This window comes from Micromonospora sp. WMMD1082 (genome assembly GCF_029626175.1).
Classification (GTDB): Bacteria; Actinomycetota; Actinomycetes; order Mycobacteriales; family Micromonosporaceae; genus Micromonospora.
In genome coordinates, this window is record NZ_JARUBM010000002.1 from 1,588,415 (window position 1) to 1,607,861 (window position 19,447).

The 19,447-nt window shown below is 72.0% G+C and carries 18 protein-coding genes; 9 read left to right on the forward strand and 9 right to left on the reverse strand.

The window, feature by feature from the left end; genetic code table 11:
* The first annotated feature begins 96 nt into the window (after positions 1 to 96).
* Positions 97 to 1,443, forward strand: coding sequence for a BNR repeat-containing protein (locus O7615_RS07500; RefSeq protein WP_278176622.1), 1,347 nt, complete (start codon positions 97 to 99; stop codon positions 1,441 to 1,443).
* Between the two features lie 69 nt (positions 1,444 to 1,512).
* Here O7615_RS07500 and O7615_RS07505 read toward each other — a convergent pair whose 3' ends face one another.
* Positions 1,513 to 3,354: a hypothetical protein gene (locus O7615_RS07505; RefSeq protein WP_278176623.1), complete on the reverse strand. Its 1,842-nt coding sequence runs from the start codon at positions 3,352 to 3,354 to the stop codon at positions 1,513 to 1,515.
* Positions 3,339 to 4,106, reverse strand: coding sequence for an ABC transporter ATP-binding protein (locus O7615_RS07510; RefSeq protein ID WP_278176624.1), 768 nt, complete (start codon positions 4,104 to 4,106; stop codon positions 3,339 to 3,341). Before O7615_RS07510 ends, O7615_RS07505 begins: the two co-directional genes overlap by 16 nt.
* 300 nt (positions 4,107 to 4,406) lie before the next feature.
* On the opposite strand from O7615_RS07510, the gene O7615_RS07515 reads away from it, so the two are divergent.
* Entirely contained in the window at positions 4,407 to 4,931 is a 525-nt protein-coding gene (locus O7615_RS07515; RefSeq protein ID WP_278182006.1) for a DoxX family membrane protein, read from the forward strand.
* Positions 4,932 to 5,071: 140 nt separating this feature from the next.
* Here O7615_RS07515 and O7615_RS07520 read toward each other — a convergent pair whose 3' ends face one another.
* Positions 5,072 to 6,034, reverse strand: a complete 963-nt coding sequence (locus tag O7615_RS07520) for an ATP-dependent DNA ligase (protein WP_278176626.1) — start codon at positions 6,032 to 6,034, stop codon at positions 5,072 to 5,074.
* Between the two features lie 190 nt (positions 6,035 to 6,224).
* On the opposite strand from O7615_RS07520, the gene O7615_RS07525 reads away from it, so the two are divergent.
* Both O7615_RS07525 and O7615_RS07530 read left to right on the forward strand, forming a co-directional pair.
* Positions 6,225 to 6,773, forward strand: coding sequence for a TetR/AcrR family transcriptional regulator (locus O7615_RS07525; RefSeq protein ID WP_278176627.1), 549 nt, complete (start codon positions 6,225 to 6,227; stop codon positions 6,771 to 6,773).
* A 42-nt stretch (positions 6,774 to 6,815) separates the two neighbouring features.
* Positions 6,816 to 9,062, forward strand: coding sequence for an MMPL family transporter (locus tag O7615_RS07530; RefSeq protein WP_278176628.1), 2,247 nt, complete (start codon positions 6,816 to 6,818; stop codon positions 9,060 to 9,062).
* A 14-nt stretch (positions 9,063 to 9,076) separates the two neighbouring features.
* On the opposite strand, the gene O7615_RS07535 is transcribed toward O7615_RS07530, so the two are convergent.
* Entirely contained in the window at positions 9,077 to 10,333 is a 1,257-nt protein-coding gene (locus tag O7615_RS07535) for an erythromycin esterase family protein (RefSeq protein WP_278176630.1), read from the reverse strand.
* 86 nt (positions 10,334 to 10,419) lie between these two features.
* Between O7615_RS07535 and O7615_RS07540 the strand changes: the two genes are divergently transcribed.
* A complete protein-coding gene (locus O7615_RS07540; RefSeq protein ID WP_278176632.1) occupies positions 10,420 to 10,611 on the forward strand; it encodes a DUF2795 domain-containing protein in 192 nt (63 codons plus the stop codon).
* On the opposite strand, the gene O7615_RS07545 is transcribed toward O7615_RS07540, so the two are convergent.
* Positions 10,604 to 11,497: a Gfo/Idh/MocA family oxidoreductase gene (locus O7615_RS07545; RefSeq protein WP_278176633.1), complete on the reverse strand. Its 894-nt coding sequence runs from the start codon at positions 11,495 to 11,497 to the stop codon at positions 10,604 to 10,606. The two genes, O7615_RS07540 and O7615_RS07545, sit on opposite strands and share 8 nt — an antisense overlap.
* A gap of 150 nt (positions 11,498 to 11,647) precedes the next feature.
* Here O7615_RS07545 and O7615_RS07550 point away from each other — a divergent pair, with 150 nt between their 5' ends.
* Positions 11,648 to 12,046 carry a hypothetical protein gene (locus tag O7615_RS07550; protein WP_278176634.1) on the forward strand — a complete coding sequence of 133 codons (399 nt, stop codon included), beginning with the start codon at positions 11,648 to 11,650 and terminating at the stop codon, positions 12,044 to 12,046.
* The gene (locus tag O7615_RS07555; protein ID WP_278176635.1) at positions 12,039 to 12,449 is read left to right on the forward strand and encodes a hypothetical protein; all 411 of its coding nucleotides are present in this window, start codon (positions 12,039 to 12,041) and stop codon (positions 12,447 to 12,449) included. Before O7615_RS07550 ends, O7615_RS07555 begins: the two co-directional genes overlap by 8 nt.
* Before the next feature lie 12 nt (positions 12,450 to 12,461).
* Here O7615_RS07555 and fabG read toward each other — a convergent pair whose 3' ends face one another.
* Together fabG and O7615_RS07565 are read right to left on the reverse strand one after the other, a co-directional pair.
* Positions 12,462 to 13,220, reverse strand: coding sequence for a 3-oxoacyl-ACP reductase FabG (fabG, locus tag O7615_RS07560; RefSeq protein WP_278176636.1), 759 nt, complete (start codon positions 13,218 to 13,220; stop codon positions 12,462 to 12,464).
* An 88-nt stretch (positions 13,221 to 13,308) separates the two neighbouring features.
* Complete coding sequence (locus O7615_RS07565; RefSeq protein ID WP_278176637.1) at positions 13,309 to 14,964, reverse strand: alpha-amylase family protein; 1,656 nt, start codon at positions 14,962 to 14,964, stop codon at positions 13,309 to 13,311.
* Between the two features lie 61 nt (positions 14,965 to 15,025).
* On the opposite strand from O7615_RS07565, the gene O7615_RS07570 reads away from it, so the two are divergent.
* Together O7615_RS07570 and O7615_RS07575 are read left to right on the forward strand one after the other, a co-directional pair.
* Complete coding sequence (locus O7615_RS07570) at positions 15,026 to 15,616, forward strand: DUF1349 domain-containing protein (protein WP_278176638.1); 591 nt, start codon at positions 15,026 to 15,028, stop codon at positions 15,614 to 15,616.
* Between the two features lie 77 nt (positions 15,617 to 15,693).
* Entirely contained in the window at positions 15,694 to 16,362 is a 669-nt protein-coding gene (locus O7615_RS07575; RefSeq protein WP_278176639.1) for a DedA family protein, read from the forward strand.
* 81 nt (positions 16,363 to 16,443) lie between these two features.
* Here the strand turns inward: O7615_RS07575 and O7615_RS07580 are convergent, their stop codons facing one another.
* Positions 16,444 to 17,838: a cellulose binding domain-containing protein gene (locus tag O7615_RS07580; protein ID WP_278176640.1), complete on the reverse strand. Its 1,395-nt coding sequence runs from the start codon at positions 17,836 to 17,838 to the stop codon at positions 16,444 to 16,446.
* Positions 17,839 to 17,988: 150 nt separating this feature from the next.
* Positions 17,989 to 19,413 carry a carbohydrate-binding protein gene (locus tag O7615_RS07585; protein ID WP_278176641.1) on the reverse strand — a complete coding sequence of 475 codons (1,425 nt, stop codon included), beginning with the start codon at positions 19,411 to 19,413 and terminating at the stop codon, positions 17,989 to 17,991.
* Positions 19,414 to 19,447: the final 34 nt, after the last annotated feature.

The window sequence follows — 19,447 nt, forward strand, 5'->3', positions numbered from 1 at the left end:
ATTCGTATCGTTCGAACACTCCCGCATAACACCACCGAAACAAACGGAGCCTCGATGAAACGTTTCAGCCTACCTAGACGATCCGCCGCCGCAGCAGTGAGTCTGCTGACCGTGACGGCGCTCGCCGTCACGGTCGGCCCGACGCCCGCCTCGTTCGCGGCGGCGCCCGTGGTCAGCCACGCCTCCACCAGCACGTTGACCACGAACGGCCGGACCGCGGTGAGCTACTCCGGCCTGATGAACGGTGAATCGTTCCAACAGGACGGCATCACCACGTTCAACGGCTGGCAGTACGCCGCGTTCTGGGACCAGGACGGGTACGCCAACCTGTCCCGCCGGCAGGCACCGAGCGGCACCTGGCAGAACATCCGGCTGACCGACTACCGGACGACCTCCACCGATTCGCACAACGTCATCTGCATCGGCATCTCGCCCCAGGACGGCACCATCCACCTGGCCTTCGACATGCACTCCGACCGGTTCAAGTACCGCCGGTCCGCGACCGGGTTGGCCACCTCACCGGGCAGCGCCACCTGGTCGGCGAGCAGCTTCGGCGCCGTGCAGAACAGCCTCGCCGGCACCAACATGCCCACGGTCACCTACCCGCAGTTCTTCTCCGCTCCGGACGGCACGCTGCAGATGGCGATCCGCACCGGCGTCAGCGGCAACGGCGACGAGGTCCTCTACGAGTACCGCTCAGGGAGTTGGTCCTACATCGGCGAGTTCATCGACGGCACCTCGTACGACAACAACCCGTACCTGTTCGGCATCGAGTACGACCGCGAGGGGCTGCTGCACGTCACCTGGACCGTCCGGGAAACCCCCAACGGCAGCACCAATCACGACCTGTTCTACGCCTACAGCCGGGACAAGGGCCGTAGCTGGCGCAACAACGCGGGCACCGTGGTCGCCACCGCCGGCTCGAACCCGCTGGCCTCCAACGCCGCCGGACTTCGGGTCTGGCCCAACAGCCAGAACCGCGGCCTGATGAACCAGGAGTCCCAGGTGGTCGACGCGGCCGGGAACGTACACGTGCTCTCCTCGCACCTGCCGGCCAACACCCCGAGCATCACCGACTTCAACACCGCCCGCAACAGCGCCGTCCTGGTCCACTACTGGCGGGACAAGGCCTCCAAGCAATGGAACCAGCGGTACCTCGGCTACACCGAAGGACTCAGCCGCGGCGACATCGCGGTGGACTCGCGCGACAACCTGTACGTGGTCAGCGGCCACTCCAGCACCCGCATACTCCAGATCGCGACCGCCTCCAAGGCGTCCAACTGGTCGGACTGGACGGTGCGGCACAGGTCAGCGGCCACCTACATGTCCGATCCCCTGATCGACCACGCCCTGCTTCCCACGCAGAACGTGCTCAGCATCTTCACCCCCCACAGCGGCGGCAGCCGGATCGAGGTGCAGAACTGGAACACCAGCGGCGGCTGACGGCCGGCGGTCGACGAGGTCGGGGCCCTGGTCCCGGCCCCGTCGAGATGGCCTCCGGTTGGGGCGCTCCTAGCCTTGGCCGCGCGTCCTGCGCACCCGGGCGGCGAACCACAGCAGGTACGCGCCGAGCAGCACCATGCCGATGCTGGTCAGCCAGCCCCACGGCTCGGGTAGATACATCGCCAGGAACCACACCCGCACGTCGTGGTTGCCGGTGAGTTTGAACAGCATGGTGAGCAGTCCCTGAGGTAGGACGGCGATGGCGCCCAGGACCCAGCAGGTCGTCTCCACGAGCAGGTCCCGCCCGGTCAGGGGCGACTCGTCCGCGGTGGTGTCGGGGCTGGTGCCCGTGTCCGACGGCGCGCGTCCGGAGCGCATCAGCAGCAGCATCTCCGGGGCGGTGCGCGCCAGCCTGACGGCGGCCAGCCGGCCCAGGCCCCAGGCCAGCAGGGCGCCGACGAGGACACCGACCAGGACACCGAGCCACTGCAGGGCCGCGCTGTCCCGGGCGGTGCCGAGATAGACCACCCCCAGGCCCGGCAACGGGGGCAGCAGCGCCGCGAAGAACACCACGAAGGCCCGCCCGATGCCCTCCGAACCCTCGGCCGGGTTCTCCGCCCGTTCGTGGGCGTCCGGTCCGGGCTCCGGCGAGGCCACGGAGGTGTACGCGACCAGGCCGGCTCCGCCGCCGAGCGTGGCGGTCACCGCCGCCAGCGCCCAGGGCCAGGCCCAGCCCAGCCCGCTCCAGGCCGTGAACCCGACCGTGACCAGCAGGGTGATCGGCAGGTAGACGATCAGGTAGGCCCACTGCCGGGCCCGCACGTCCATCCGCTCGGTGCCGGTCTGGATGGTCAGCCAGAGGGCGGTCCCGTCGAACGAGTACATGTTGGCCATCCAGGTGGCGGACATGACCGCGATGAAGGTCCCGGCCCACGGCAGCAGCTCGACCGCGCCGAAGGTCAGCGGCAGGAGCGCGGTGAGCACCCCCCAGGCGAACGGTGCCGACAACGCTACGGACCGGGCCGGATCGCGCCACCAGCTGCGCAGCTCCTTGAGCACGATGGCGCCGGCGGGCCGGTCGAACGGGGCGGTTCGCGGGGTGCGCCGCCCAGCCGAACCGCGGATCACCGCCCGGGCACCGCGCGCCTCGCCGAGGCTGGTGCCCCAGAGGGCGAGCAGGACCGCGGCCACGGCGAGCATCGCCGCGACCACGAGGACCGTCCGCACCCAGTTACCGGCCGCGGCCGCTTCCACCGCGGCCAGCGCCCACCCGGACGGTGCCCACCGGAGGGCGGTGGAAAAGCCGTCGGGGAAGCCCTGATCGAGGACGCCGGAGGACAGCAGCCCGGTCACCGCCATCCAGCCGGACTGGGTGAGCACGAGCACGATCGCCAGCAGGACCCCGTTGAGCGCCGCGCCGGAACGGGCCCGGGCGAGCCGGCCGAAGGCCACGTGCGCCACCCGGGACAACAGCACCAGCAGGGACACCTGCAACGCGACCAGTGGCACGGCGAGGAGCACCGGCAGCACGCCCAGCCGCGCCGCATAGCCGACGAGGCTGGTGAACAGCAGCACGGTGACCACGGTGGTCAGACCCACGAAACCAGCCGCCAGCATCCCCACCGCCAGCCGGTGCCGAGGCAGCGGGAGCATCGCCAGGTGGGCCGGGCGCAGCGGCGGCGCCGGTGACCACACCGGCCCGACCACCCAGCCGATCAGCCAGGTGAAGTAGGCGATGGCGAGCAGGTCCGGCACGACCGAGGCCGGCCGCAGCGGCAGCACCGCCAGCACCACCACGCCCAGGGCGAGGGCGGCGCCGACGGTGGCTCCGCTCCAGGCCCACACGGCCCGGCTACCGGTGACCGAGTTCCGGGTCAGCGCGAGCTTCAGCCGGATCAGGTCCCCAACCACGACAGCCCTTCGACGGTGCCGGTCGCCGCGCCGACCAGGTCGACGAACGTCTCCTCCAGGGTGGCCTCGCCACGGACCTGGGCCAGTGGGCCACTGGCCACCACCACGCCCCCGGACATCACGGCCACGGTGTCGCAGAGCTGCTCGACCAGGGCCATCACGTGGCTGGACAGGATGACGGAGCCGCCCCGAGCGACGAACCGGGTGAGGATGCGCTTGAGGGTCAACGCCGACACCGGGTCGACGGCCTCGAACGGCTCGTCGAGCACCAGCACCCTGGGGTTGTGCAGCAGCGCGGTGGCCAGCCCGATCTTCTTGCGCATGCCCGTCGAGTAGTCCACGACGAGGGTCTGCTCGGCCCCCAGCAGGTCCATCACCGCCAGCAGTTCCTGTGCCCGGGCGTCCACCAACCCGGGGCCGAGCCCGCGCAGCCGTCCCAGGAAGGTGAGCAGCTCACGGCCAGTGAGGAACTCCGGCATCGCCAGGCCGTCGGGCAGGACACCCAGGTCCGCCTTGGCCCGTGTGCCATCGCTCCAGACGTCGGCGCCCAGCACCGCCGACGTGCCGGCATCGGGGCGCAGCAGCCCCACCGCCATCGACAGCAGCGTGGTCTTGCCGGCCCCGTTGGGCCCGACCAGCCCGAAGAAGGAGCCCTGGGGGACCTCCAGGTCCACCCGGTCGACCGAGACCTTCTGGCCGAAGGACTTGTGCAGCCCGCGCATGGAGAGGGCCGACGGATGGGCATCGTTCATGGTCACTCCCCCGGTGGCTCGCCAGCGTTCGCCGCGGGCGCGCCCTTGACCAACGTGCTCGCCGAGAATCTAGTGCCCGCTCGTCAGGCAGCACAAGGACCACGATCGATCCTGCGGATGCCCGGCGAGGTCAGGACCAAGGTCCCGGCGGCATCGGGTGTTCCGGCCCAGGCGCCAGGCCCCGCCGCCGAGGGAGGGTGGTCGCGTAAGAAGCTGACCACGGAGGCAACGATGACCATCCACCACGGCACCCACCGATCGATCGAACGGCCCCTCGAGCACGCCGAGCTGCCCGGCGCGATGCTGACCACCACCGCCGCCCGGGCCCTGGCCGTGCTGCGGGTCGCCACCGGCCTCGTCTTCCTGTGGGCCTTCCTCGACAAGACCTTCGGCCTCGGCTACGCCACCCCGGCCGAGCGGGCCTGGATCAACGGCGGCTCGCCGACCCGGGGCTTCCTCGCCAATGTCGAGGTGGGACCGTTGCAGTCGATCGCGCACTCGATCGCCGGCACCTGGTGGGCCAACACGCTGTTCATGGTCGGCCTGGCGGCCATCGGCCTCGCCCTGATCGCCGGCGTCGGCCTGCGGATCGCGGCCGCCTCGGGCACGCTGATGATGGCGCTGATGTGGCTGGCCGAGTTCCCACTGGCCCGGTTCACCGCCGGCGGCGACCCGACCGGTTCGACCAACCCGCTGGTCGACTACCACCTGATCTACGCCGTGGTGCTGGTCGCCCTGGCCGCCGCGTACGCCGGACACACCTGGGGTCTGGGTCGGGTCTGGGCCCGCCTGCCCTTCGTGCAGCGCCACCGCTGGATGATCTGACCCGCCCGAACCCGCTGTGCCGGACCGCCGCCACGGTCCGGCACAGCGTCGTGTCCGACCGCCGGCGCGGCGGGATCACGGGCGCCGGGATGGGCGCACGGCGAACGGTGACAGCGGGCCGGGCGCGGTGGCCCGCGTACTCAGTCGGCGGCGGCACGCCGGGCGCGGGCCCGGCGGCGGCCCTCGTGCATGGCCTGCACCCGGGGCACCGGGATGGTCCGGCCCTCCTCGACCAGGTCGGTGGGAAGGTGCTGCGGCGCCGGCATCAGGTCCGCCCACGGATCCTCGTCCGTCACCAGCGCGGCAGCCGTCCGGATGGTGAAATCCGCCGGTGTCACCGACTCCAGGTCGGCCCACGGCACCGGGAAGGAGACCGGCACCCCCGGTCGCAGTCGGGGGCTGTAGACCGACACGACGGTCGCGCCGCCGCTCCGGGTGGGATCGACGAAGACCTTCCCGCCCCGGTCCTCGCGGATGAACGCGGTGGTCGCCAGCGCCGGATCCAGGCGTTCCGCGCGGGCCGCGAGGGCGCGGGTGGCGGCGGCCAGTTCCTCGGCGTCGGGGCCCGCCGCGACCGGGACGAAGACGTGCACCCCCTTGGCGCCGCTGGTCTTCACGGCGCCCGCCAGCCCGGCGTCGGCGAGGGCCTGCCGGACCAGCAGCGCGGCGGCCACCCCGGCGGCGAAGCCGCCATCGGACGGCGGGTCGAGGTCGAGCACCAGGTGGGTGGGGCGGCCCAGGTCGTCGACCGTGGCCAGGGTCGGGTGGTACTCGACGGCCCGCTGGTTGGCGAACCAGAGCAGGGTCCGGCGGTCGTCGCAGAGCGCATACGCGATCTCGCGGCGCGACGCCTCGGCCCAGATCGGCACCCGACGTACCCAGTCCGGGGTGTGGCGCGGCAGGTTCTTCTGCATGAAGGGCGGCTGGCCCGGGCGCACCCGGACCACCGACAGCGGGCGGCCGCGCAGGTGCGGGACGATCCGTCCGGCCACCGCGTCGAGGTAATCGACCAGGTCGCGCTTGGTCGCCCCCGACCCGTCGAACAACGCCTGGTCGAGATTGGTCAGCGCAATCCCGTCCCGGGTCTCGTCTGCGCCGTCCATCCGACCACCATCCCGGCCGGGCGCCCAGCGGTCAACCGGAACCCGCCAGCCCGATCCGTCTGTGCTCTCAGCTCGACAGGGCCAGCACCGCACTCCGCCGACCGGCAGGACCGCCGACTTGGCTGTGGCCAACGCCACTAATCTGACCGATCGGTCAGGCTCTGACCGATCGGTCAGGCATGCTGAGGTCATGGCCCGCCTCACCCCGCAGACGCACGGCGAGATCCTGGCCGCCGCGGCTCGGCGCTTCGCCACCATCGGGTACCGGGGCACCTCCCTGCAGGACATCGCCGGCGAGGTGGGCTGCTCCAAGGCGGCGGTGCTCTACCACTTCGCCAACAAGGAGGCCATCCTCACCGAGCTGATGGCCCCGGCGATCGAGGTGCTGCGGTCGCTCGACGACCGGATCGCCGCCCAGCCCGACCCGGCCTCGGCGCAGCGGGTCGCCGCCGAGGGTTTCGTCGAACTCGCGGTCCGGTTCCGCAGCGAGATCGCCCTGCTTCGCGGTGAGTTCCCGGAACTGCTGCAACAACCCGTCTTCGCGCACATCCACCGGATCTCCGAGCGGCTCATCGACGCCCTCGCCGGGCACCCCGAGCGGGCCTCGGCCCGGATCGCCGCGCTGGTGCTGCTCGCCGGCATCGCCGAGGCCTGCGGCGAGTTTGCCGACGTGCCGGACGAGGAACTCGGCGACGCGCTGCTGGCACTGCTGCGGCGGGCGCTGGAGCCCACCCACTGACCCGTCCCACCACTTGTTGACGACCGAGAGGGAAAGAACCTCATGGCGACCCTGCTCTACCGGATCGGCCGGGGCTCGATGCGCCGGCGGCGACTCGTCGCCGCGATCTGGCTCGTCGTACTCGTCGGGCTCGGCCTGGCCGCGGCGACCCTGCGCGGCCCGACGGCCAGCAACTTCACCATGCCCGGCACCGAGTCGCAGCACGCGCTCGACCTGCTCGACGAGCAGTTCCCGGCGGCGGCCGGCGCCACCGGCACCATCGCGGTCAAGGCCCCGTCCGCCGGCCAGCTCGGCACACCCGAGGGTCAGGCGGTGGTGCAGGCCGTCACCACGGAGGCCACGACGGTGCCCGGCGTGGTCGGCGCCGTCGACCCGTTCCAGGTCGGCGCGGTCTCGCCCGACGGCCAGTACGCGCTGATCCAGGTGCAGTTCGGCGGCGGCGCCGACCAGGTGACCGACGAGCAGCGGGAGGCGTACGAGAGGGTCGGCGCCGAGGCCGAGGCGCAGGGCTGGCAGGTGGCGGCCGGCGGGGAGGTGCTCAACACCGAACCCGAGGTCGGCTCCACCGAGGCGATCGGCGTGGCGGTGGCCCTCGTCGTCCTGGTGGTCACCTTCGGGTCGCTGGTGGCGGCGGGGATGACCATGCTCAACGCGCTGATCGGCGTCGGCGTCGGGATGGCCGGCCTCTTCGCGCTCAGCGGCGCGGTCGAGCTGACCAGCACCGCGCCGATCCTCGCGCTGATGCTCGGCCTCGCCGTCGGCATCGACTACTCGCTCTTCATCACCTCGCGGTACCGGCAGAACCTGCTCGACGGTCTCCCCGCCGACGAGGCGGTGGGCCGCGCGGTCGGCACCGCCGGCTCGGCGGTGGTCTTCGCCGGGGCCACGGTGGTGATCGCCCTGGCCGGTCTGGCGGTGGTGAACATCCCGTTCCTGACCGTGATGGGTCTGGCCGCCGCCGGCACGGTGACCATCGCGGTGCTGGTGGCCATCACCCTCCAGCCGGCCCTGCTCGGCTTCGCCGGACGCCGGGTGCTGCCCCGCCGGCTGCGCTCCTCGGTGCCGGTCGCGATCAGCGGCGACGACGCCCCGGGCACCGACGCCCACCGGAGCGACGTCACCACCCACCGCGCGGCACCGGAGGCCGCCACCATCGCCGGTGAGGACCCGTCGGCGTTCGGATTCCGCTGGGCCCGGCTGGTCACCCGCTTCCGGATCCCGGTGATCCTGGTCGGCGTGCTCGGCCTGGGGTTGCTGGCGCTGCCCACCCCGGACATGCGTCTCGCCCTTCCGGACGCCGGCACCGCGCCGGCCGGATCCGCCGCCCGGGTCTCCAACGACCTGATCACCGAGGGATTCGGAGCGGGTTTCACGGGCCGCCTCGCGGTGGTCGTCGCCGGCGACGACGCGCAGGCCACCGCCGCGGCGATCCCGCAGGTGACCGCCCTGGTCCAGCGCACCGACAACGTGCTCGCCGTGGCCCCGCCGCAGCTCAGCCCGGACAACCGTACGGCGGTGATCGGAGTGATTCCGCAGACCGGCCCGACCGACCCGGCCACCGAGACGATGGTGCACGACATCCGCGCCGCCGTCGGCGGCATCCAGGGCGCGGACGTGCTGCTCACCGGCGTGACGGTGATCGGCATCGACATCTCGGAGAAGCTCTCCGACGCGCTGCCGATCTACCTGGCGCTGGTGGTCGGCCTGTCGATCCTGCTGCTGATGCTGGTCTTCCGCTCGCTGCTGGTACCGGTCAAGGCGGCCCTGGGCTTCCTGCTCACCGTCGCCGCCACGTTCGGCATCACGGTCGCGGTGTTCCAGCAGGGTCACCTCGCCGATCTGGTCGGCCTGGACACCCCCGGCCCGCTGATCAGCTTCCTGCCGATCCTGCTGATCGGCATCCTGTTCGGCCTGGCCATGGACTACGAGGTCTTCCTGGTCTCCCGGATGCGGGAGGACTTCGTCCACGGCGACACCGCCCACCAGGCCACCATCAACGGGATGGGGCACGGCGCCCGGGTGGTCACCGCCGCCGCGCTGATCATGACCTCGGTCTTCGGTGGCTTCGTCTTCCTCGACGACCCGGTGATCAAGTCGGTCGGTTTCGCGCTCGCCATCGGCGTGGCGATCGACGCCTTCGTGGTCCGGATGACCATCGTCCCGGCGGTGATGTCGCTGCTCGGCAAGCGGGCCTGGTGGCTGCCCCGCTGGCTCGACCGGGCGCTGCCCAACGTCGACATCGAGGGCGAGAAGCTGCGCGCCCAGCTCCACGAGAAGGTATCTGCCTGACGCCGTCGCCGGCCTCACACCCCGGCCGGGTAGGTCTCCATCTCGCCCGGGGTGGTCAGGGCGGGCAACGGGTGCAGCGCCGTCGTCTCGTCGCACCAGATGAAGGCGTCGTACCGCTGCCCCAGCCGGGTCGGCACGTAGTTGCCCCAGGACTCGAACGACGGGTCGTACACCACGCCGATCGCCCGGTGGTCGAGGGTGTCGGTGACCCAGCCCGGCTGGTCCGGGCCGCCGAAGACCAGCACCGCCCGCTCCGGCATCAACTCGTGCAGCCGGTGCTCCAGCGAGCCGGGGCGGGCCGGCGGCACGACCATCGCCTCGGCCGGCGAACCCCAGCGGGGCGCGGCGACGACCGTGCCCCGCCAGCTGCCGAAGCCGATGAGCGCCACCTGGTCGGCACCGTGGCGGTCCCGGGCCAACTGGCCGATGTTCACCATCCCGTCGGCGGCCATGTCGGTCGCCCGCGCGTCACCGATGTGCGTGTTGTGCGCCCAGACGATCCCCCGGGCACCGGCCCCGTAGCGGTCCAGCAGCCGGTCCAGCGTGTCGGTCATGTGCACGTCGCGGACGTTCCACGAGCCGGGGCCGCCGGCCACCATCTCCCGGTAGTAGCGCTCCGCGCCGGCCACCACCTCCGCGTTCTGCCAGGCCGAGAAGGATCCCGGCCCGTCGGTGGCGGCGTGTTCCCGGGTACGCGCCAGCAGCCGGATCACCTCCTGCTCGCAGCGGGCGGAGACGAACCGGCTCGCCACGCCGTACTCCTCGACCCGCTTGCCGTACGGCTCGAAGCACCGGTACGCGTCCTGCGCGGCCTCCAGCGACGCCGGGTCCTCCTCGCCGAGGTAGTCGAAGATCGCCTGCATCGACTCCCAGAGGCTGTAGACGTCGAGGCCGTGGAACCCGACCCGGGACGACTCGGCCCGCTCCATGTTCCAGGCGCGCAGCCAGCGACAGAAGCGGGCCACCTCGGCGTTCGCCCACATCCACGTCGGCCAGCGCTCGAAGCGCTCCAGGGCCGTCTGCGGCTCGACCGGCCCGCCGGGAGCAGCGGTCACCGAGCGGTGCACCCGGTCGCAGTCCGGCCAGTCGCCCTCCACCGCCACGAAGGAGAAGCCGCACTCGGAGATCAGGCGCCGGGTGAGCTGCTCCCGGATGCGGTAGTAGTCGTAGGTGCCGTGCGTCGCCTCCCCGATCATCACCACCCGGGCGTCCCGGACGCGCTCCAGCAACGGATCGAGGTCGCTCGGCGCGCCGAGCCGCTGTACCAGCATGCCTGCGGCTACCCGGGACCTGGACGGGCAAACGCGGGGGCCCGCCGGTGGTGTGGCCGGGCGGTTGCCCGGGTAGGTCGGAGAGCATGACCGACAGCGGCGCCTCCCTGCAGGAGTACCTCGCGGGGCTGGACTATCCCGTCTCCCGAGAGGACCTGATCCGCTGGTGCCAGGAGAACGGCGCGAGCACCGAGCAGTTGCAGGCCGTGAAGGCCCTCCCGGTCGACCAGGTCAGCTCACCCGCCGAGTTGACCGAGGCGCTGCGCCCACCTACCTGACCCGTACCCCCTGCTCACGGGCGGCTTCGGCGGCGGCCAGCACCGCCACGACCTCGCGGCCGAAGCGTACGTCGCAGCGGTGGTCCCGGGTGCCGGCGTCGATCTCCGCCAGCAACTGGTCGATCGCCACCCCGAACGCCGTCGCCGGGCTCCCGCTCCCGTTCGGGAGCGTCTCGATGCCGTTCTCGCCGTAGAACACGCACTCCGCGGCGACCGACGCGGGCGGGGCGTCCAGGGTCAGCGACACCGTGCTGGTCGCGCCGTCGGCGTGGCTGAGCAGCAGGTGCACCAGACCGCCCGGGCCGTCGGTGGCCGCCACCCGGGTCACCCGACCGAGCACCGGCAGCAGGACCGCCAGGGCGTGCGGGCCGATGTCCCACAGCGCGCCGTGCTCCCGGCGCCACGGCGACTGGGCGTACGGGCTGCCGGGCTGGAAGATCGAGGCGAACCGGACCACGTTGGCGGTGTGCCACCCCCCGGCCGCGGCGGTCGCCGCGATGAAGCCGGCGACGTCCGGCTGGTAGCGGCCGGTGAAGAAGACCACCGACGCCACGCCCGACCCGGCCACGGCATCGACCACCCGGTCGGCGTCGGCGACGGTCAGCGCGAGCGGCTTGTCCAGCAGCAGGTGGCGGCCGGCGGTGGCGGCCCGGACCGCGATCTCCACCTGGATGTCCGGTGGCAGGGCCACCGCGACCGCGTCGCACGCCTCGATCAGCGCGTCGATGTCGTCGAAGGCCGGCACGCCGTAGCGGGTGGCCAGCGCCGCGGCCCGTTCCGGGTTCCGCCCCCACACGCCGACCAGTTCCGCTCTCGGGTGCGCTTCGAGCGCCGCCGCGTGCGTCTCCGCCGCCCAGTGGCCGGTGCCGAACAACCCGAACCGCATCGCGTACCTCCGCGTCCTCGCCTGGCCGCGGCGGACCCGCGACAGGTCCACGCTAGTCCCCCGCCCGACGGCCGCCCGGTGCCACCGCCTCTCTTACTACGAGGGTTAGTAGAGTGGGCCGGTGATCGGAACGAGCACCGGGCGGACCCGGTGACCGCCGCCGCGACCGCCACCGGGTCGCCGGCCGACGGCGCGCTGGCCGTCGCCGCCATCGTGCTGTCGCTGCTGGTCGCCGGCTGGGCGCTGGTGGCCGCGCTGCGTCACCGGCCGCCGGACCGGGTGCAGCTGGTCGGGCTGGCCCTGCTGGAGCTGCTGCTGCTCGGGCTGGTGGTGGTGACCGCCGTGGCGCTCGCCGGGGGTGAGCGGCCGGGCGAACCGGGGGCCTTCTTCGGCTACCTGGTCACCCTGCTCTGCCTGCCGCCGCTGGCCGCGGTGCTGGCCCGGATGGAGCCGACCCGCTGGGGATCGGCGATCGTCTGCGCGGTCTGCCTGGTGACGCCGGTGGTCGTGGTCCGGCTCCAGCAGACGTGGGAGGTGCTCGGTGGCTGAGGTACGCGCCGACCGGCCGCGGACCAACGCCGGTCCCGGGCGGCTGCTGATCGCGGTGTACCTGCTCTTCGCGATTGCCGCCACCAGCCGCGCCGGCCTCCAGATCGCCACGAAGTTCGACCAGGCACCGCTGGCGTACCTGCTCTCCGCGCTCGCCGCGGTGGTCTACATCGTCGCGGCGGTGGGCCTGGCGCGGGCCGGTCATGCGGGTCGCCGCGTCGCCCTGGCCTGCTGCACCGTGGAGCTGGTCGGCGTGGTCGGCATCGGCGCGTTCAGCCTGGCCCGCCCGGATCTGTTTCCGGACGAGACGGTCTGGTCGGGCTTCGGCAGCGGCTACGGCTACATCCCGCTTGTGCTCCCCATCCTCGGCCTCGCCTGGCTCTACGGCACCCGCCGGCGGTAAGCAGGGGCCCCGTCAGTCCCGAGGGCCACCCGCGACGTAGACGACCTGGCCGGAGACGAACGACGCGCCCTCGCTGACCAGGAACGAGATGGTGTGGGCCACGTCCTCGGGCCGGCCGACCCGGCGCACCGGGATCTCCGACTCGGCGTGCTTCTGCAACGCGGCGAAGTCCACCTTCATCCGGGCCGCGGTGGCCGCGGTCATGTCGGTGACGATGAACCCGGGCGCGACCGCGTTGACGGTCACCCCGAACGGGCCCAGCTCGATGGCGAGGGTCTTGGTGAAGCCCTGCAGGCCGGCCTTGGCGGCGGAGTAGTTGGCCTGGCCCCGGTTGCCCAGCGCGGAGGTGCTGGAGAGGTTGACGATGCGGCCCCACCCGGCATCGACCATGTGCTTCTGCGCGGCCTGGCTGAACAGGAACGCACCCCGCAGGTGTACGCCCAGGACCGCGTCCCAGTCGGCGTCGGTCATCTTGAACAGCAGGTTGTCGCGGAGTACCCCGGCGTTGTTGACCAGCACGGTCGGCGCGCCCAGCTCGGCGACGACCCGGCCGACGGCGGCCTCCACCTGTGCCCGGTCGGCCACGTCCGCGCCGACGCCGAGCGCCCGGCCCCCGGCCGCCGCGATCGCGTCCACGGTCTCCTTCGTCGCCGACTCCTCGATGTCGACCACGGCGACGGCCAGCCCGTCGGCGGCCAACCGCTTGGCGGTGGCCGCCCCGATCCCCCGCGCCGCCCCGGTCACGATGGCGACCCGCTGCCCCTCCGACATACCTACCTCCCGGTAACTTCGCTCGACGGCAGGAGCCTAACCCACCCGGGTCGGCGGCGAGGATCACCAGCAGCCGGACGACCGGCGGTCAGGACGACGACCAGGAGCGGCAGAGCCGGATCCAGCGGTAGCCGTAGCCGGCGACCTTGAGCTTGTCCAGCTTGCCGACGTCGTCGTAGTTGCGGTCGGCGAGGACGTCGATCGGCAGATCCGCCTCGGCCTGGAGCAGGCTGAGGTCCACCTCGGCGTCGGCGGTGCCGAGGTTGTGCAGGAAGACCATCGTCCCGGTCGGCCCGTCGGCCCGGTGCGCCAGCACACCCGGGGGCATCGGCACGTCGATGTGGGTGGTGGAGCCGAAGCCGATCTCCGGGGCCTCCCGCAGCGTCCGGATCATCCGCTCGAACCAGGCCAGCAAGGAGCTGCGGTCCCGACGCTGCAGGTTGACGTTGACCTTCTCGTACCCGAACTCGCCCCGGTCGATGACCGGGCGGACCAGCTTCTCCGGCTCCGCGGTGGAGAAGCCGGCGTTGGGGTGCGGGGACCACTGCATCGGGGTACGGATGGCCTCCCGCCCCGGCAGCGACAGGTCCTCCCCCATGCCGATCTCCTCGCCGTAGCGCAGCACCGGCGTGCCGCGCAGCGAGAACTGCAGCGAGTACGCCAGCTCGATGCGCCGCCGGTCGTTGTCGAGCATCGGCGCCAGCCGGCGGCGGATGCCCCGGTCGTAGATGCGCATGTCCTCCTCGGGACCGAACTGCTCGTACACCTGGTTGCGCTGTTCGGCGGTGAGCCGGGACAGGTCGATCTCGTCGTGGTTGCGCAGGAAGGTGGCCCACTGCCCGCCCTCCGGCAGCGCCGGGGTGTCCCGCAGCGCCTCGATCACCGGTTCCGGGTCCTGCCGGGCCAGGGCCAGCATCAGCCGGCCGTTGAGCATGAAGTCGAAGAGCATGTGCAGCCGGTTCGCCGAGCCGCCGCTGTCGCCGAAGAAGGCGGGCAGCTCGTCGGGTTCGACGTTCGCCTCGGCCAGCAGTACGGCGTCGCCGCGCCGCCACTGCACGTGGTGGCGCAGCTCGGTGAGGAACTCGAAGTCCAGGTCCGGGTTCGGGTCACCGGGCTCGGTGCGCTCGATGATGAACGGCACCGCGTCCATCCGGAAGCCGGCGACACCGAGCTGGATCCAGAACGACATGATCTTCTTGATCTCGGTGCGTACCTCGGGGTTGGTGGTGTTGAGGTCCGGCTGGAACTCGTAGAAGCGGTGGTAGTACCAGGCCTTCGCGGTGCGGTCGTAGCTCCACGTCTCGTGCTGTTCCCCCGGGAAGACCATGCCCTGGTGCCGGTCGGCCGGCTCCCGGTCGGACCAGACGTACCAGTCGCGGTACGGCGAGTCCTTCGACGAGCGGGCGGAGACGAACCACGGGTGCTGGTCGGAGGTGTGGTTCACCACCAGGTCGATGATCACCCGGATGCCCCGGTTGCCGGCCTGGTGCAGCAGCTCGGCGAAGTCACCGAGGGTGCCGAACCGGGGGTCGACGTTGTAGAAGTCGGTCACGTCGTACCCGTCGTCGTCGTTGGGCGACGGGTGGATGGGGTGCAGCCAGAGGCAGGTCACACCGAGCCGGGCCAGGTAGTCCAGCCGGCCGATCAGGCCCCGGATGTCGCCGACCCCGTCGCCGTCGGAGTCCGCGAACGTGTCGATGTCGAGGCAGTACACGACGGCCTCGGAGTACCACCTGTCAGACATGCCTGCGTACCTTCTCCCGCGCGGGAAGGCGGCAAACCCGGCGGCTCGGTACGGTGCCGTGATGCGGAGCATCGAGTGGTCCGAGGGCAGCTGGCACCGGCAGCCGGTACGGGCGGTCGAGGAGCCCGACGGCGGGCTCAGTGTCGAACCGGGCGCGGGTAGCGACCTGTGGCGGCACACCAGTTACGGCTTCGTGCACGACGACGCCCCGGCGCTGCTCACGCCGTTCCCGGCCGGCAGCGCGGTGGAGGTGGACTTCCGGCTCGACTGGACCGAGCAGTTCGACCAGGCCGGCGTGCTGGTCCGGGTGGACGACCGGAACTGGGTGAAGGCCGGGGTGGAGGTCAGCGACGGCCAACCCCAGGTCGGTGCGGTGGTCACGCGGGACCTCTCCGACTGGTCGGTGGCGCCGGTCCCCGACTGGGCCGGCCGGCAGGTGACCGTACGCGTCAGCCGGGCCGGTGACGCGCTGACCGTACGCGCCCGGGTGGCCGCGCAGCCGTGGCGGCTGGTACGGCTCGCTCCGCTGGCCCCGGAGGCGACGGCATGGGCGGGCCCCTACTGCTGCTCGCCCAGCCGGGGAGGGCTGGTGGTCCGGTTCACCGGCTGGCGGCACGGCCCGGCCGACGGGGGGCTGCACTCGCCGGAGTGAGGATGCCCAGCTCCCGGTGTGCGAACCCGCTCCGCGGGTAGGTGGGTCATGCACGCCGATCCCGCGGAGGCATCGCCATGGCGCTCGCCCAGGACGTCGATCCCGGCCAACTCGGCGGGCTGACCGGCTGGGTGGCCGGGGTGATCGAGGCCAGCGGTGCGGTGGGGGTGGCGCTGCTGGTCGCCCTGGAGAGCATCATCCCGCCCATTCCCAGCGAGATCGTCCTGGCGATGGCCGGGTACCTGGCCGGCGAGGGTCGGTTCAACGTGGCCCTGGTGACCGTCGCGGCCACCGCCGGCTCGGTGCTCGGCGCGCTGGTCCTCTACTGGCTCGGTGCCGTCGTCGGCGAGGACCGGCTCAAGCGCTGGCTCGACCGGCTGCCCCTGGTCGACCTCGACGACCTGGAGAAGGCCGACCGGTGGTTCGAGCGGTACGGCCGCTGGGCGGTGTTCTTCGGCCGGATGGTGCCGGTGGTGCGCAGCCTGGTGTCGGTGCCGGCGGGGGCGAACCGGATGCCGCTGGTCGAGTTCGTCACGCTCACCACGCTGGGCAGCGGCATCTGGAACGGGCTCTTCATCGGCCTCGGCTACGCCCTCGGTTCACGGTGGGACCGGATCGACCGCTACAGCTCCTGGTTCGACTACGCCATCCTCACCCTCCTGGCCCTCATGATCGCCTCCTGGGCCATCAAGAAACACCGCCGCCGCCGCTCCCGCTCCCAGCCCCGCCCCCGCGCCCACCCCTGATCGCCCGCTGATCATGAAGTTGTTGTCGCGACACGCCGGGCCGGTCGACAACAACTTCATGATCAACGCGGACGACGTGGGTTACGGGAGGGTGCGGAGGTGGGGGGAGACGGTGCGGGCGAAGGCGTTGTTGTGGGTGACGTCCCAGTTGATCGACCAGGTCATTGCGCCACGCAGGCCGGGGTAGGTGCGCGGGGGGCGGAAGCTGCCGCAGTTGGTGCCCCGGGTGAGGCAGTCCAGCGCGGCGTTGACCACGCTGGGCGCGACGATGCCGCCGCCGGCCGCGCCGGGACCGGCCGGTAGGCCGAGGCCGACCTGGTCGGGCCGCAGGCCGGCCTCCAACTGGATGCAGGCCAGCGCGACGATGAAGTTGACCGTCCCCTGGGCGTACGCCGCGTTGTTGTCGCAGCCGAGCATCGCCCCGGAGTTGTAGAACTGGGTGTTCACCACGGTCAGGATGTCCTTGATGTCCAGCGCCAGCTTGAAGTAGCTGCCGGCCGGGTTCTGCATGTCGATGGTCTGCGGCGCCATCGCGACGATCAGGCCGCTGCCCACCCTCGACCGCAGCGACCGCAGCGCCTGCGCCATGTAGGTCGGGTTCAGCCCGTTCTCCAGGTCGACGTCCACCCCGTCGAAGCCGTAGCGCTGGATCAGCGCGTACACGCTGTCGGCGAAGGCCACCGCGGAGGCGGCGTCGTTCACCGCGACCCGGCCGGTCTCACCGCCCACCGAGATGATCACCTTCTTGCCCCGGCTCTGCAGCGTCCGCACGTCGGCGGAGAAGTCGGCGTCGGTGTAGCCGCCGAGGGAGGCGGCCAGTCCGGGGTCGACGGCGAAGGCGACCGCGCCGGGGGTGCTGGTGGCGTCGGCGAAGGCGACCGCGACCAGGTCGTACTCGGTGGGCACGTCGCGCAGCCGCAGTTCGACGGCCGGGTTGTCGAAGTTGTGCCAGTACCCGGTCAGGATGTGCTTCGGCAACCCGGTGACCGGCGGCGGGGTCGTCGGGGGCGGCGTCGTCGGAGGTGGGGTCGTCGGGGGCGGGGTCGTGGGCGGCGGCGTGGTCGGGGGCGGGGTGGTGCCGCCACCGCAGGCCGCGCCGTTGATCTGGCAGTTCGCCGGTACGCCGGCACCACTGCCCACGAAGCCGAAGGAGACGGCGGCGCCCGGGCCGAGGGTGCCGTTCCAGGCGCGGTTGGTGAAGGTGTACCGCTGGCCGCTGGTGGTCAGCAGCGCGTCCCAGTAGGTGCCGATCGTGGTGCCGGCGGGCAGGTCGAAGGCGAGACTCCAGCCGTCGACCGTGGCGCCACCCTCGTTGGTGATCGTGTACTTCCCCTCCCAGCCCGAGCCCCAGTCGGACGTCTTGACGAAGCTGGCGGTGACCCCGGCGGCGTACGCGGCCGGAGCCAGCCAGACCGCGCCGAGCGCGGCGGCCAGCGTGCCGACCACCGACAGCACCAGGGTTCTGGACCGTTTCATGGGATCCTCCAGACCGGACAAAAATCCATGGACGTCAACCTGGCGCCTATTATTAAGACTGTTAACTGTTTCTGTCCAGAGCTGGGCGAGGGTTGTCGACAGGGCCCCCTGCGCCACCGGAGGCGTTGACAGGGGGCCCCTCCTTGCACTTCAGCGGCGGAACTGGAACCAGTTGACGTTGACGAAGTCGTTGGGCTGGCCGCTGTTGAAGGTGAGGTAGACGGTCTGCCGGCCGGTCACCGACGAGACGTTGCCCGGCACCGATCGCCAGCTCTGCCAGCCGCCGGTGTTGGCGATGGCGAAGCTGCCGAGCACCGTGCCGGTCGGGCTGCCCACCCGCACCTCGACCAGGCCGCTCACCCCGGCCGCCGCGCCGGAGGCGACCCGCGCCACGAAGTCACGCGGCCCGCTGGAGCCGAACTCGACGTTGTCGAAGCGGACCCAGTCGCCGTTGCGCAGCGCGCCGATGTTCTGCCCGCCCTCGGAGCACGCCTCGACGATCACGCCGTTCTGCGCGTTGAACGACTCGGCCTGGATGGTCGCGTACGCGTCCCGCACCCCGCCCGGCGGCGGCGTGGTCGGTGGCGGAGTGGTCGGCGGCGGGGTGCTGCCGCCACCCCGGCTGTAGACGGCCACGTAGTCGACCAGCATCGGCCGGCCGGGCACGGTCGCCGAGGTCGGGGTGGCGCTGCCGGCCACCCCGTTCGGGAAGGCCCCACCCATCGCCACGTTGAGCAGCAGGAAGTAGCCGGCGTGGCTGGTCATCTGCGACCAGTACGGCTCACCGACCCGGGACTGGCTCACCGTGTGGTAGAGCTGCCCGTCCACGTACCAGCGCAGTTGCTGCGGGCTGACCGAGGCGTCCCACTCGAAGCGGTAGGTGTGGAACGCCGACTGGCAGGTGCTGCCGGGGCAGGACCGCGAGGCGCCGATGCCGTTGTGCTCGTCGCACGGGCCGCCGGGGGCGACGCCGCAGTGCAGCACGCCCCACACCGTGTTGAGCCCGTTGACGTTCTCCATCACGTCGAACTCGCCGATGCTCGGCCAGTTGTGGTAGTTGCCCCGGTACGGCGAGCCGAGCGCCCAGAACGCCGGCCAGTAGCCCAGGGCGGCGGCACCGGTGACGTTGGGCACCTGGAGCCGGCCCTCGATGGCCAGCACCCCGCCGGCCGGGGCCTTGAAGTTGCTCCGGACGGTCTCGATGCGGGCCGAGGTCCAGCGGCCGGCGCTGTCGCGCAACGGGGTGATCCGCAGGTTGCCGGCGCCGTCGTGGCTGATGTTGGCGGTGCTGTTGGTGTACGTCTGGATCTCGCCGGTGCCCCAGTTGGGCGGGCCGCCCGGGTAGCTGGTGCCGGTGTCGATGATCCAGTTGCTGGCCGACGGCAGGGTGCCGGCGGCGCCGGTGAAGTCGTCGCTCCACACCAGGCTCCAGCCGGCCGGTGGTGGCGGCACGGCCGCGTCGGCGGTCGTGGTGAGCCCGGCAAGGGTGGTGGCGGTGGCGGTGAGCAGGGCCAACGCCAGCGCCAGCCGGCGTCTCGTGGGCGGGGCGGCGGCGGCCGCCGGGGCAGGTGTCATGGGACGTGCCTCTCTGCGTGGGACGGGGTGAGAG